The sequence below is a fragment of the Psychrobacter urativorans genome (genome assembly GCF_001298525.1).
Classification (GTDB): Bacteria; Pseudomonadota; Gammaproteobacteria; order Pseudomonadales; family Moraxellaceae; genus Psychrobacter; species Psychrobacter urativorans_A.
The window spans coordinates 1,962,741-1,977,625 of the sequence record NZ_CP012678.1 but is presented as its reverse complement, the minus strand read 5'-3'; the positions used below and the strand labels follow the sequence as shown (position 1 = coordinate 1,977,625).

General features: G+C 43.1%; 12 protein-coding genes. 8 read left to right on the top strand and 4 right to left on the bottom strand.

Annotated elements, in window-relative coordinates:
- Positions 1-88: 88 nt before the first annotated feature.
- Positions 89-1,204, bottom strand: a complete 1,116-nt coding sequence (gene ald, locus AOC03_RS08470) for an alanine dehydrogenase (protein WP_062535061.1) — start codon at positions 1,202-1,204, stop codon at positions 89-91.
- Positions 1,205-2,049: 845 nt separating this feature from the next.
- On the opposite strand from ald, the gene ileS reads away from it, so the two are divergent.
- Both ileS and lspA read left to right on the top strand, forming a co-directional pair.
- Entirely contained in the window at positions 2,050-4,872 is a 2,823-nt protein-coding gene (gene ileS, locus AOC03_RS08465) for an isoleucine--tRNA ligase (protein WP_062535058.1), read from the top strand.
- Positions 4,873-4,951: 79 nt separating this feature from the next.
- A complete protein-coding gene (gene lspA, locus AOC03_RS08460) occupies positions 4,952-5,584 on the top strand; it encodes a signal peptidase II (RefSeq protein WP_084785896.1) in 633 nt (210 codons plus the stop codon).
- Between the two features lie 103 nt (positions 5,585-5,687).
- Here lspA and AOC03_RS08455 read toward each other — a convergent pair whose 3' ends face one another.
- The gene (locus AOC03_RS08455; RefSeq protein ID WP_062535056.1) at positions 5,688-6,335 is read right to left on the bottom strand and encodes a DUF1294 domain-containing protein; all 648 of its coding nucleotides are present in this window, start codon (positions 6,333-6,335) and stop codon (positions 5,688-5,690) included.
- A gap of 147 nt (positions 6,336-6,482) precedes the next feature.
- Between AOC03_RS08455 and AOC03_RS08450 the strand changes: the two genes are divergently transcribed.
- Together AOC03_RS08450 and AOC03_RS08445 are read left to right on the top strand one after the other, a co-directional pair.
- The gene (locus AOC03_RS08450) at positions 6,483-6,980 is read left to right on the top strand and encodes an FKBP-type peptidyl-prolyl cis-trans isomerase (RefSeq protein WP_062535054.1); all 498 of its coding nucleotides are present in this window, start codon (positions 6,483-6,485) and stop codon (positions 6,978-6,980) included.
- A 78-nt stretch (positions 6,981-7,058) separates the two neighbouring features.
- Positions 7,059-8,099, top strand: a complete 1,041-nt coding sequence (locus tag AOC03_RS08445) for an NADP(H)-dependent aldo-keto reductase (protein ID WP_062535052.1) — start codon at positions 7,059-7,061, stop codon at positions 8,097-8,099.
- A 153-nt stretch (positions 8,100-8,252) separates the two neighbouring features.
- Here AOC03_RS08445 and AOC03_RS08440 read toward each other — a convergent pair whose 3' ends face one another.
- Entirely contained in the window at positions 8,253-9,068 is an 816-nt protein-coding gene (locus AOC03_RS08440; RefSeq protein ID WP_062535051.1) for a lysophospholipid acyltransferase family protein, read from the bottom strand.
- Between the two features lie 292 nt (positions 9,069-9,360).
- Between AOC03_RS08440 and hflX the strand changes: the two genes are divergently transcribed.
- The 4 genes from hflX to AOC03_RS08420 all read left to right on the top strand — a co-directional run bounded on the left by hflX (position 9,361) and on the right by AOC03_RS08420 (position 13,634).
- Positions 9,361-10,809, top strand: a complete 1,449-nt coding sequence (gene hflX / locus AOC03_RS08435) for a ribosome rescue GTPase HflX (RefSeq protein ID WP_062535049.1) — start codon at positions 9,361-9,363, stop codon at positions 10,807-10,809.
- 460 nt (positions 10,810-11,269) lie between these two features.
- A complete protein-coding gene (locus tag AOC03_RS08430; protein WP_062535047.1) occupies positions 11,270-11,773 on the top strand; it encodes a CidA/LrgA family protein in 504 nt (167 codons plus the stop codon).
- Positions 11,770-12,459, top strand: coding sequence for an LrgB family protein (locus AOC03_RS08425; RefSeq protein WP_062535046.1), 690 nt, complete (start codon positions 11,770-11,772; stop codon positions 12,457-12,459). Before AOC03_RS08430 ends, AOC03_RS08425 begins: the two co-directional genes overlap by 4 nt.
- 362 nt (positions 12,460-12,821) lie before the next feature.
- Complete coding sequence (locus AOC03_RS08420; RefSeq protein ID WP_062536636.1) at positions 12,822-13,634, top strand: lytic transglycosylase domain-containing protein; 813 nt, start codon at positions 12,822-12,824, stop codon at positions 13,632-13,634.
- Between the two features lie 159 nt (positions 13,635-13,793).
- Here AOC03_RS08420 and tsf read toward each other — a convergent pair whose 3' ends face one another.
- Positions 13,794-14,678: a translation elongation factor Ts gene (gene tsf, locus AOC03_RS08415; RefSeq protein WP_062535044.1), complete on the bottom strand. Its 885-nt coding sequence runs from the start codon at positions 14,676-14,678 to the stop codon at positions 13,794-13,796.
- Positions 14,679-14,885 lie beyond the last annotated feature (207 nt).

Sequence of the window (14,885 nt, the reverse complement as noted above, 5' to 3'; positions counted from 1 at the left end):
TAATTATTATAGGGATAAACCATTCATTAGCAGGCTTTTTCACTTCATTAAGATATCACGCGAATAGCATTAAACTATATGCGGTACACTAGGTAATAAGTGAGCCTAGCTCAACAAAATCATAGCCTAATGCGTCAGCAACGGCTTTATAAGTCACATGACCTTGTGCCGTGTTCACGCCTTTAGCCAGTGCTTCATTGTCATTACAAGCTTTCTCAAAACCTTTATTTGCCAATGCCATAACGTACGGTAACGTCACGTTAGACAATGCCATGGTTGATGTGCGTGGTACCGCACCCGGAATATTGGCAACGGCATAGTGAATCACGCCATGCTTAACGTAAGTTGCATCATCATGAGTGGTGATACGGTCGGTAGTCTCAAACATACCGCCTTGGTCAATGGCGATATCGATGACAACGCCACCCGGTTGCATAGATTTAATCATCTCTTCAGTCACCAATTTTGGCGTAGCAGCGCCAGGAATCAGCACTGCGCCAATAACCAAATCGCTGTTTTTAACGCTTTCAGCAATATTAGCTTTGGTTGACATTAGCGTCTGTACGCCACTACCAAACATCTCAGACAGCTCTTTGAGACGGGTTGGGCTCAAGTCCAAAATAGTCACATCAGCACGCAGACCGATAGCGATTTTTGCCGCTTCCGTACCCGATACCCCGCCACCAACGATGGTTACTTTGCCTTTTTGCACGCCTGGTACACCGCCAAGCAATATACCTTTGCCACCATAAAAAGACTGTAAATACTGCGCGCCAATCTGCGTGCTCATACGACCTGCAATTTCGCTCATTGGGGTCAATAATGGTAATGAGCGGTCTGCTAATTGCACCGTCTCATAGGCAATACCGTTCACTTTACTATCAACCAATACTTTGGCAAGCTTTGGCTCAGCCGCCAAATGCAGATAGGTGAACAAGTTTAGCCCTTCACGTAAAAATGGATACTCGCTTGCTTGCGGCTCTTTCACTTTTACCAGTAAGTCAACATCCCACGCTTCAGTAGCACTGTTGACAACCGTCGCGCCAGCATCGATATAATCGGCATCGGTAAACTGTGAGCCAATACCCGCATTGGTCTCAACATAAACCGTGTGACCGGCGTCAACGAGTGCATTGACGCCGCTCGGGGTTAAGCCAACGCGGTTTTCGTTGTTTTTTACTTCCTTTGGGATACCTACTTTCATTGTTGCTCCTTGCGTGGTAGTTACTCTAGGTAAAAAGCTTGCAGTTTGGGTTAAAAGACCCAGACATCACTAATGACGGTAACGAAATAATAAAGTCGTCATAATGCCAGCGCAATATTTATCGCGCAGAGACTCTGCTCAGGGTAATTTATCGAGGCTATTGCAGATCAGAATATTCTGCTGAACTTTGCTGATAGTGACGTCATCCATAAAGGTTATCGAAGCATTGCTGATAGACGGTTATGGTTAATAATATAAGCGATGGTATTAGCACACCATGATAACGGTAAGGATTCAAAACGATATTTAAGCAGATCAATATGCCTATACCTACTGGAATTACTGGCTGTCATAATGAGGGTAATGGTATATAACACTCGTAAGTATCTGATAATCATATTTTATATATTAATGGTATATGGTCTGTATAAGCGTTGGTCATCATTTAGTGATAAGATGACTCACAGTACGAGCACATCTGATGATGTCTCTACTAAATAAATGCTGATGCTATCTAGAAAAATAGTATTAACAATCATAACTTTTAAGAATATATTTTTGTATTTATTGTCGGTTAAGTTAGCATAATATTGGACGCTTGTTAAGCACGCTTACCATAATTATTGCTCGTGCCAGTGATTTTAAAAAGCATTTAAAGGATGACTTAAATTTTTACTTAAATAGATAACAGCGCTAACAGTCCTTTTTACCCCACGCGTTTTGTCATATAATGACAGACGTTTTTAGCGCTTTATTGCTGATTTATTTTTATCTCTCTATTGGTTTTATAATAAACACCCTCATCGACTATTCACCACTCCTACATCAAATAAAGAACTCCCTCTATGACTGATAAGCCAAGCCTCGATTATAAAGATACGTTAAACCTTGCCGACACTGTATTTCCGATGCGTGCCAATTTAGCCAATCGCGAGCCAGATTGGTTGAGCGCATGGGAAGCGGACGATGTGTATGGCAAGATTCGTCAAGCACGTGCAGGTGCACCTAAATATATTTTGCATGATGGTCCTCCGTACGCGAATGGTCAGATTCACTTGGGTCATGCGGTCAATAAAGTGTTAAAAGACATTATCGTGAAGTCAAAAACCTTATCAGGGTTCGATGCGCCTTACGTACCGGGTTGGGACTGTCATGGTCTGCCAATTGAACAAAAGGTTGAAGCAAAAGTCGGTAAAGTCGGACAAAAAGTATCGGCAACAGAATTCCGTGGGTTATGCCGTGAATACGCCAAAAGCCAAGTCGCGCTACAAATGGCAGATTTTAAGCGTTTGGGCGTGTTTGGCGATTGGAACAATCCTTATTTGACCATGAACTTTGACCAAGAAGCCAATATCGTGCGCTCACTTGCCAAAATTTATGATAATGGTCACGTGACGCGTGGTATGAAGCCTGTGAATTGGTGCTTGGATTGTAGCTCGGCATTAGCAGAAGCCGAAGTAGAATACCAAGATAAAGTATCCGATGCCATTTATGTCAGCTTTGATGTTTTAGATAGTGACAAAGTTGCTGAATTAGCGGCAATTGAGGGTGGCATTGCTGCGGTTATTTGGACGACGACGCCGTGGACACTGCCTGCTAACCAAGCAATTTCCGTGCATCCTGAGCATGACTATTCAGTCGTTGCGACTGAAAAAGGCAATTTATTATTAGCCACAGACCTCATTGAAACGGCACTAACAGCACTAACTTTAAGCAATCAAGGCGTGCTAGCAACCGTATTAGGTCGCACTCTTGAAGGGTTACACGCGCAGCATCCACTGATTAGCGAGCGTCAAGTACCGCTGATTTTGGGTGATCACGTGACGACCGATAGCGGTACTGGCTTGGTGCATACGGCTCCTGGTCACGGTGTAGACGATTATATTGTTGGCTTAAAATATAATTTACCGGTTGAAAACCCAGTCAATGGCAATGGCGTATATTTAGATACCGCAGCAGTATTTGCGGGCGAGCATATTTATAAAGCCAATCCAAAAATCATTGCCGCGTTGCATGAGAATGGTCATTTATTAAGCCATACCAAAATTGAGCACAGCTATCCGCATTGCTGGCGTCATAAGTCGCCGATTATCTTCCGTGCAACCCCGCAGTGGTTTATCAGTATGGAAGCTAAAGGCTTACGCGAACAGGCGCTTGCTGATATCAAAAACGTAAACTGGACGCCTGCATGGGGACAAAATCGTATTGAAGCCATGATGACCGACCGTCCAGATTGGTGTATTTCACGCCAGCGTACGTGGGGCGTGCCGATTGCTTTCTTTACGCATAAAGAAACTGGCGAGCTGCATCCTAATACCTTGGTATTGATGGAAGTTGCCGCGCAAAAAATCGCAGCAGGCGGCGTAGAAGCTTGGTTTGATGCCAGTTGTGAAGATTTCTTGGGCGCGGAAGCGGCTGATTATGATAAAGCCACGGATACGCTAGATGTGTGGTTTGACTCTGGTACGACGCATTTTACCGTTCTTGAGCAACGTGACGAGCTGACCAATCCTGCCGATTTATATTTAGAAGGCTCAGACCAACATCGCGGTTGGTTCCAGACCTCGATATTAACGTCTGAGGCGATGTACGGTCGCCCGCCCTTTAAGCAAGTATTGACCCACGGCTTTGTGGTCGATGCCAACGGTCGCAAGATGAGTAAATCGCTTGGCAACATCATCACCCCGCAAGAGGAAATCAATAAAACGGGCGCGGATATGCTGCGTTTGTGGATTGCTTCTAGTGACTATCGCTATGAGATGAGCGCAGGCAAAACGTCATTTAAAGGTGCGGTCGATATGTATCGCCGTATTCGTAACACTTTACGCTTTTTACTCGCCAATACCGATGACTTTAACCCTGCTACCGATAGTGTTGATATCAATGAGCTGGTCAGCCTTGATAAATTTATCATGGAGCGCGCGCAAACGGTACAAGCGCAAATCGTTAGTGCCTATGATGCGATGGATTTCCATCAAGTCACCCAGCACGTGACGGCATTTTGTTCACAAGATTTAGGTAGTTTTTATCTCGATATTATCAAAGATCGTCAGTATACGACTCAAACCGATGCCAAGCCGCGCCGCTCTGCACAAACGGCGATTTATCATATCGCCCAAGCGTTAATTCGCTGGATTACACCGATTTTAACCTTTACTGCGCAAGAAGCGTGGGAAGTGCTTAACAAAGGCGATGCCAATGCTGAAGGCAATAATGAACACTATGTATTCACTCAATTATGGTATGACTTCCCAGCCGTTGAGTTAAGCGCCATCAGCGCTGATGACTGGCAACATATCATGCGTGCTAAAGATATGGTTAATAAACATATCGAAACTGCGCGTGAAAATAAGCTGATTAACGCCAATCTATCCGCTGATGTGGTTTTAACTGCCACTGGCGCAATGTATGACAGCTTAGCGAAGCTTGGTGAAGAATTGCGCTTTGTCTTGATTACCAGTAAGGCTACTTTGCAAGCCATGAGCGCAGACAGCACGTCAGACGAATCAGCGGATTTAAGTATTGAGATTAAAGCTGCTGAAGGGACTAAATGCGTACGCTGCTGGCATGTGCGTGATGACATTGGTGTTGATAGTGCCCATCCAGAGCTGTGCGCGCGCTGCGTAACCAACGTCAGCGGTCATGGTGAGGTGCGTCACTATGCCTAAAGCGCCTAACACGCTGCCAGATACGCCTGAGCACGATAAGGTTCAGGATGATAGCGACAGTAAGTTTGATATAGATATCATGACGTTAGACGATAAATCAGCTGAGCTGTCTCAGCAAACCGTGAACGCCAATCATAATGAAACCATCAAACCTGCGCACGTGACCACAGGCAGCTCACTAACGCCTAAAAGTCGGCTCAGTAAAAAACCAAAGCTGATCGCTAACGGACAGCGTGCTTTTGCATGGTATTTATTATCGCTTGTCGTGCTTGGTATTGACCAATGGACAAAGTGGCTCGCGGAAACCAAACTGACTTTTCAAGAGCCGGTTCCGGTTATTGAGCCGTTTTTGAATTGGACGTTAGCATACAATTATGGCGCGGCTTTTAGCTTTTTAGCCGATGCTGGCGGTTGGCAAAAATGGTTTTTTGCGGGTCTGGCGTTGCTCATGTCGCTATTTTTGATAACGTATTTGGTCAAAGCACCCCGTAAAGCTAAGCTGTTATCACTTGGCTTAGCCTTAGTATTGGGTGGTGCTGTAGGTAATTTAATCGATCGCCTACTACATGGTCATGTCATCGACTTTATCCATGTGCACTATGCCGATGCTTGGCATTATCCTATTTTTAATATTGCCGATATGGGCATTAGTGTCGGTGTCGCTTTGATTGTGATTGATATGTTATTTTTGGAAAAAAAGCGCCAAAGCTGATATAAATAAGCATAAACAAAAAACCCGTCATGGCTCACTATGGCGGGGTTTTTATTATTTTAGCGATTATTAATCGTTATTAAATAATAAGTGATCACTACTATTAAAAAGGTAACAACTCTTTATTGGTTAAAACAAACAATAATCCCGCCATATTAATCAATACCGTTAAATAATACGTCATCCGAAAATCCGCTTTTTGTGACTTATGACGCAGATAAGTCTGCGCGACCATCGCACCCACCCAACCGCCAAGCATACTTAAGAGATGCAACGTCGATTCAGGCGTACGCCAATCCCCGCTTTGTGCGGCTGCTTTATCCTTTGCATACATTAAATAAGTAATCAACCCCAAAGCGGCATACCAACCCACGACCAGCCAGCTCAGCTTATCCATAACTGCCAGTAATATGAGTACCATATAAAAGCCGACGCCCACAAATAAACGCTTTTTCTGACCTGCCTCGAAGTCCGCTTGGGCACTACGTTTTTGATTACGTTGGCGAATTTGTTGATTTTTTTGCGCCATCTGCTGCTGAACAAAACCAAGCTCTTGTACTTGTTTTGCTTGCTTGCGCCCTTGATTGTCTTGCCCAACGCTAAACACCACAGCTTCACCAAGAGTAGGACGACGACGTGCTTTAAACTCACTCACATGAAAGAAAACCTGCTCGCCAGCTTCCGTTTCAATAAAGCCAAAGCCTTTTTCCTCTTGCCATTTTTTAATTTGACCTTGCTGTCTATTTGCCATAGATATTCCTATATACACTGATATTTGGCAGATATATTACCTCATTTACGTTACACTAATTCCGCTTACCTGCTTTTGCAGATGGCTTATCATTGATTATGTTATTTTCCATCCGTCTCCCTACTCCCGCAATAGGTAACTTTAGCCATGACCGAATCTCAGTTTATCAATCCCAATGAAGACACGCGTATTACTTATGGCAGTCTTGTAAAACTGCATTTTGAAGTGACGTTAGAGAATGGCACAGTCATTGACTCCACCTTTAATCGTGACACGCCAGTCACCTTAACGATTGGTGATGAGAGTCTATTACCAGGGTTTGAGCAAGTACTGATGAATCTACGCGCAGGCGACACACGTACGGCACACCTTGAGCCGGCACAAGCGTTTGGCGACTGGAATCCTGATAATATCCAAAATTTTAGCCGTACTCAGTTTGCACTGGTTGCTGACACACCAGTAGTTGGGATGTTGATAGAATTTGAAGATAAAGGCAAAAATACCTTACCCGGTATAGTAAGTGCCGTTGATACTGACAATATCGAAGTAGATTTCAATCATCCACTTGCAGGTCAAACGGTATTATTTAAAGTTAAAATATTTAAAGTCACGCCAGCTGGTGTCACTGGGATTCAGTTAAAGTAATTGCGAAAAAACTGAACATAACATTTGTAAATGATACTTATAAATAATATCTGTAAATAACACCAAAAGGATAGTTATATGCACTATCAAATGCTGCCACAAATCAATGAAAAAGTCTCCAAAATCTGTTTAGGTACGATGACATGGGGACAACAAAATACAGAAAGTGACGCCCATGCTCAGATAGACATGGCGTTAAGTGAAGGCGTGAACTTTTGGGATACCGCTGAGATGTATCCGTCACCGCCCGATAAAGACAAGCAAGGCAATACGGAACGCTTTATCGGTTCTTGGTTCAATAAAAATAATCAGCGTGATAAGGTCGTACTTGCCAGTAAAATCTCACCGATGAGCTTTTTACGTGATGGTGCAAGTCGTTATAATGCTGCCCATATTAGTAGCGCTATTGATGACAATTTGCAGCGATTACAGACCGATTATATTGATATTTATCAATTGCATTGGCCTGAACGTCAAGCCAACTTCTTTGGTCAACGTGGCTATGATACGGATATGGCAACGCAGCCATTAGAGGATTTAACCCCATTTTTAGAAACCATTCAGGCACTCAATGATGAGATTAAAAGAGGACGTATTCGTGCTTATGGCTTATCCAACGATACACCGTGGGGCATCATGCGCTATTTATGGGAAGCCGATAAAAATAATTTAATTGCGCCCATTACCATTCAAAATCCGTATAGCTTACTTAATCGTCTTTATGAAGTAGGACTTGCAGAAATATCACATCGTGAAAATGTCGGGCTACTCGCTTACTCGCCCCTTGGTTTTGGCGTTTTATCGGGGAAATATCTGGATGGTAAACGTCCAGCGGGTGCACGCTTAACGGAATACGATCGTTATGAGCGTTATATCAATGAGCAAGCACAGTGGGCGACCGCGCAATATGCCAACATTGCCGCTGATGCCGGTCTTGATATGGCACAGATGGCATTGGCGTTTGTTAATTCCCGACCCTTTGTTACCAGTAATATTATCGGTGCCACCAGTCTTGAGCAGCTAAAATCCAATATTGACAGTATTAATCTGACTCTTAGCTCTGAGGTTTTAGAAGCGATTGAGGCAGTACATACCAAGCAGCCAAACCCTTCGCCTTAAACTATTTGTTATCGACTCCTATAAACCCAAATTGCCAAATCAAATTGTCGAACCAATAAAAAGGCGCAAATCATTATGATTTACGCCTTTTTTACTATTGATTATCAGCAATTTATAGAAGGTTATAACAGCTTTTATTGGCTTTTAAACAACCTATAAAACAGATTCTGACCCATTAGAAGACGTTCTCAATACGCGCGCATGCAGCTCTTCTAAACCTTCTTGCATACGCTTTTGCAGCATATTGGTCAGCTCACTTTTGTTATAACCATTCGGGTCTAGCGGCTCAAGTGGCAACACATAGGCAGTCACATTTTTACTGTCCAATACGCGCTTGATACTATCTTTCATGGTCATCTTGCCAAAATACGGCAGCTCTTCACTTAACGTGCCGTCTTTATTGACATAAGACAGTACCACTGGCTGAATGGGCACACCCGCGTCAATGGCTGATTGCAGCAACGTACCGTGAATACGCTTAATTTTTTTGCCATCAGTGGTCGTCGCTTCGGGGAAAAATATCACCGAAAAGCCTTCATTTAAAAAACTGGCAATCTGCGTCGTCACCGAACCCACATCACCAGAACCCCGCTTAATGAACACCGTACCTGCGGCATGAACCAGCTTGCCAAAAATAGGCCAATCGCCAATCTCTGCTTTCGATAAGAAGAATGCAGGGCTCACGCTGCCTACCACTGGGATATCCATCCACGACACATGATTCGATACCCATAACCCATGATGCTGCGGTACTGGCTCGACTTGCACCACTTTCACACCAAAAGAACTCGCCATTTTACGACAAAAAGTCTGAATATAGCGCGGCAGTTTTTCACGCGGTGGCTGACGAAACGCGCCAATACGTTGCGCAGTGCGCATACCACCCGCAATCGTGGTGGTCATGCCAGCAATTTGCTTACCGCGACCCAAGTTTTTTCTGACTGAAAAGCCTGACTTAGACTGGCTCATCTGTGTTCCTCTTTATTGAATATCTTTAAAAATCGTCATAAGTATATCAAAGTTTTATTCACCAGTGATGATTTGTTCACTCAACTACTCTACATCCACTCACCTTGATTCTTATGAGCTGACAATGATAACTTGCATCATAAATGCTGTAACATAAAACCATTACTAATTACGTGCAAACGCTTTAATATCAGGTGATAAGACCGCATATTAATAGTTATCTGAACGCTACTTTAATACTGAAACTCATTAATCATAGCGATTTTTTTACTTCATTTATAGGTGATACTCTTTGGAATATTTTGAAAGACATGAAGGTGGCGAGCGCGCCATTTTAGTACATTTAGACATCCGCCAAATGCAAGATCCTGACGATCTTGGCGAGTTTGAGCTGTTGGCAGATTCAGCAGGCGTCAATGCTTTGGCATTGGTCACAGGCTCTCGTCAAAGACCCGATGCCAAATACTTTGTTGGTAGTGGTAAAGCGCAAGAAATCGCGGAGCTAGTACGTGAACATGATGCGGATATTGTTCTATTTAACCACAGCTTATCGCCCTCACAAGAGCGTAATCTTGAAGCCTTAGTACAATGTCGTGTCCTCGACCGCACTGGTCTTATTTTAGACATTTTCGCTCAGCGTGCACGTACCTATGAAGGTAAGCTACAAGTTGAGCTGGCACAATTAAATCATTTATCTACCCGTTTAGTACGCGGTTGGACGCATTTGGAACGTCAAAAAGGCGGTATCGGTCTGCGTGGACCCGGTGAAACTCAGTTAGAGACGGATCGTCGCTTATTGCAAGTGCGAGTGACTCAGCTTAAAAGTAGAATTGAGAAAGTCAGACAAACGCGCGCCCAAGGTCGAGCAAGACGACAAAAATCAGACGTGCCAACTATCTCGCTCGTAGGATATACCAACGCTGGTAAATCGACCTTGTTTAATCGCTTAGTCGATGAAAATATCTATGCCGCTGATAAGCTATTTGCAACCCTAGACCCTACCCTGCGCCGCTTAGACTGGCAAGGCGTTGGTCGTGTGGTGCTGGTCGATACCGTTGGTTTCGTCCGTCATTTGCCACATGAGCTCGTAGAATCTTTTCACGCCACCCTAGAAGAGACGCTAGAAGCTGATTTGCTGTTGCACGTCATCGACTCGGCAAGTGAAGATATGCATGAGCAAATTGAAGCGGTGAAAGATGTTCTCTCTAAAATTGACAATGACGTCCCTGTGCTCAATATTTACAATAAAATTGATTTAACAAATGAGCCTGCACACATTGGATATGCAAGCGAAGGTCAGCCCAATCGTGTCTATGTGTCCTCTAGAGAGAATCTAGGCATGGAACAGCTCACTTTAGCAGTGCAACAACTGCTCACTGGCACACTGACGACCTTTGATTTGACCTTACCTTATCACGCTGGTCAGTTCAAAAACACTTTATACGAGCTGGGCGTTATTGAAGCAGAAAGCTATGATGATACGGGTCATGAATGCTTAACGATTCGTCTGCCAAGCGAAAGGCTACAACAGCTGTTAGGTCAAGCGAACTTATCGCCACTCGATGTTTTACCATTGGCACAAGCAACACTATTATTGCCAATTTTAGAACCGTTCGAGCAAAAGGATAACGACGAAAAAAGTGATACCGATGAAGTTGAAGAAATACTCACTGAAGATGGCTATCTAGCAGAAGAACCCGTCGTTGATGCTAAACCTAAGTCACCGCGGTTTGACCTATAGAATTATAGTTTTTGTAAACCACTGCCTTAATAATATAACGGGCTGTCAGTACTGGCTAGCAATTAGTCGGTACTGACAGCCTGCTGCTATCTAATCCTGCAAGATTAACAATTACTCATTAACAATTACTCATTAATAATTACTCATCGATAATCAACAACAAATAATCAATAATCCCTACCAAATCAAAATATTAAACTTTGAGGTCAAGCATGACCATCCGCTAAGGTTTATTAGTGTATTTATTATCTATATAATCACACTCATGCTGTAAATCTTTCAGTAAATAAAGTCAGCAGATAAAGTGAGCAAGTAATGTTGTCTGTCACAATTGCTCGCTAACGACTCTTCTTGTGCGGGCAACAGTATCATGTGCTAAATGGTGCTGTTGCCAATCACGCTATACTACTCTATCTCATAAACCTCCTCTTTATCATTGTCAAATTGGCAAGGGCTACTTATGAAGGCTACCTACTCCTCTAAATTGCCATTATGGTTTGCCATAATGATAACGCTGGTTATGGTCATTGTGGTACGTGAAGCTGCGGTGGTCGTCTGTCATTGGCTAGGTCTTGAAAAGGCTGCCAATGTGGTGGGAATGGTGGTCATGTTTTTAATCTTATCGATATGGCGATTCATTACAGGATTGCCAAGTTGGCTCACCAAAGCCAGTAATACGTTATTGGTCGATAGTGGCTTTGCCTTTTTGCCAGTATCTGCGGGTGCGGGAATATTACTCTTTGAGCTAGGCGATGAGCTGTTAGGATTTATGCTAACGATAGCCATCAGTACGTTAATTCCCATGTGGGGACTTGCCATACTTGGCAATCGCTGGCTAAGTAAAACGACAGCTGATACAGCGATTCATGATAAGGATGCTAATGCTAAAGGTGCTGATAGTGGTGTTCATAGTATTGCTGATAGTAGCTCTAATAGTAATAGTGAGCAAAAGGAGCAGCCATGAGCATGGATAATTTGGTGATTGCGACTATTGCCGCCATCCTATTAACGTTAGCGGCACATGTCTCTGCACGCGTATTGGCGCGGCGATTATCATGGCTACCGATGGTCATTACGGCTATGGTATTGGTCGTCGTATTTTTATTTTTGGTGCAGTGGGATTATAAAAACTACTATAGCGTTGCCAAGCCCATCTTTGACTCTCTCTTGGGGTATGTCACCGTGCTACTGGCGATACCACTTGCCGCTATGGATTTTAAAGGACTGCCCGTCAAGCGTCTTATTATTATTGTCATCATCGCTAGCGTGGTTGGCGCATTACTACCGATGGGGTTGGCTTATCTGTTCTCGCTCAGTCATGACACGATGCTCGCCTTTGCAACGCGCTCAGTGACGACACCGATTGGTCTGAGTGTGGCAAACCTCATTAAAGCACCACTGGCGATGGCAAATCTCATTATTATTGTCTCTGGACTGATAGGCGCAACCCTAGCGCCATTATTATTTCGCAATGTCCACGATGATCGCGCCAAAGGCTTAGCCTTAGGACTTGCCGCTCATGCTTTTGGTACGGTTGAGGCATGGCAAATCAGTCATACTGCTGGACGCTATGCCGCATTTGGACTGGCGGTAAATGGTCTACTAACGGCAGTTTGGGTGCCCATATTTATCACTGCGTTAGGCATTTAAATAGGCTTATTTCTCCTTACTTTCCTACGGAGATGCCTATCTATAACTCATTCCTTTACAATAGTAGCAATTGGTGTCTACTCTCCGATTTTTAGAGTTTATAGCGCTAATATTTTGATTTATTTAAATTTTTTACAAAAAAACTCCGTTCTGGTTATCTTTATAACCCTTCTGATGCGGCTAAAAGTTATTTTATGGTATAGTAAGCAACTATTATCTTTTGTATCTATTTCAAGTGTCTTTCGTGAGTTTTGTCGGGAATTTATATCCATCCAGACAATCACGGTAACCGCTTTGTCGCGCCAGATAACGCGATTTTTGGCAAAGCGCTTTACTATTATTCGATAACAAGTGATATCTATATGATGAATATTACCACCCTATTTAGCCATCGTCTGTCTTCTATTTTACTAACCACTGTTGCTCTATCTACATTATCTATTACCGCGCAAGCCGCTAATATGACTATCTATAAAGACAAACGTGGTCAAGTATTACTCACCAACGTTGCACCTAGCGGTAACTTTGATACCTATAATAAAAAAGTCAGAGAAACTTATTATCGCAGTGATAATAATAGTAATACTAGCAACAGTAATACTAGCAACAGTAATACTAGCAGCCAAAATTATGGCAGCAGCGTCGCTAGCAGTAGCAATAGCCGCAATTCTTATGACACCTATATTCGTGACTCTGCGCAGCGCCACGGTGTTGATCCCGCGTTGCTAAAAGCCATGATGCATACTGAGTCTGCTTTTAATCCAAATGCGCGCTCCCCTGTAGGCGCACAAGGCTTAATGCAGCTCATGCCCGCAACGGCAAGGCGCTTTAAAGTCAGCAATGCATGGAATCCTTCTGAAAATATCGAAGGCTCAGCCAAATATCTGGCTTGGCTCATGCGCCGCTTTAATAATAGAGTGGAATATGCAGTCGCAGGTTATAACGCTGGTGAAGGTAACGTTGATAAATATAAAGGTATTCCACCTTTTAAAGAAACTCGTAATTACGTTAAAACCGTCATGAGCCGCTATAATAGCTTGTATAAAAACGACTCTAGTCTGTTTGGTAATAGTATGAATGCCAGTAATACTACGCCTCAAAACACTAATACCGGTGGGGCCATGAAGGTCAGCTATGGCACCAGTAGTAATGCGGCTTATGCAGCATTACGCTAGACGAGTTGTTAAAATGAGCATAAAAAAAAGCCCGTTAGTTAAATAACGGGCTTTATTTTGCTTGATGACATACTATTTATAAAAAATCTAATAAGATGCTAACTTTAAGCACTAACTAATAAGCATGCAAAGTATAAGCACTATGGCTTATTGTTATACTTACTGATTAGCAGCGGCTTGCGTTGCCGCAACTTCAGCAGCGAAGTCTTCTTGTTTCTTCTCGATGCCTTCACCAACTTCTAAACGTTTAAAGCCAAGTACTTTAACGCCTTCAGCTTTTAATACGTCGCCGACTTTTTTCTCATTGTCCATAACGTATGGTTGACGTAGTAACGTCACTTCTTCTAGGTACTTACGTAAGCCACCTTCAATCATTTTTTCAACGATGTTGTCAGGCTTGCCAGACTCACGTGCTTTGGCTTCGATGATGTCTTTTTCACGTGCCAATAAATCAGCAGCAACGTCTTCGTCATCGATAGCAACAGGGTTGAACGCAGCAATATGCATGGCAAGGTTTTTGCCAGTGTCTGCAGCGCCGCCTTCATAAGACACCACAACACCGATACGTAGACCATGACGGTATGATGCGATGTTAGCACCTTCAAGTACTTCAACACGGCGAATTTGGATATTCTCACCGATTTTTTGAACCAAAGATACACGTGCTTCTTCAACGGTTTGACCATCGCCATACGGCAATGCAGAGATAGCAGCAACGTCAGTCACGTTATTTTCTAGCGCAAGGTTAGCCGCTTTTTCTGCAAATACAGTGAAGCTTTCATCTTTTGCAACGAAGTCAGTTTGGCAATTCACTTCTAACAAGAACGCTTTGTTATCGCCTTGAGCGATAATGATAGCGCCGTCAGCTGCGATGTTACCCGCTTTTTTAGCCGCTTTTGCTTGACCAGATTTACGTAGGTTGTCAATGGCGGTTTCAACATCACCGTTTGACTCTTCTAGTGCTTTTTTACATTCCATCATGCCAAGACCAGTGCGGTCGCGCAATTCTTTTACCATTTTGGCAGATACTTTTACTTCTGACATAAGAGTTACCTTTTATTATGTATATGAGTATTTTTATGTATGGGAGTGCGTGATATCTAACAGCACTTAGATTTTGCTTGATATATCAACAACAAGGCATGACGAGTAGAACTACATCATGCCTATTATATATGAGCTTATATTAACGTTATATGGATGCTGATAAGCAACTTATCAAGGCATCCTTATAGTCAGCTAATTATCAAT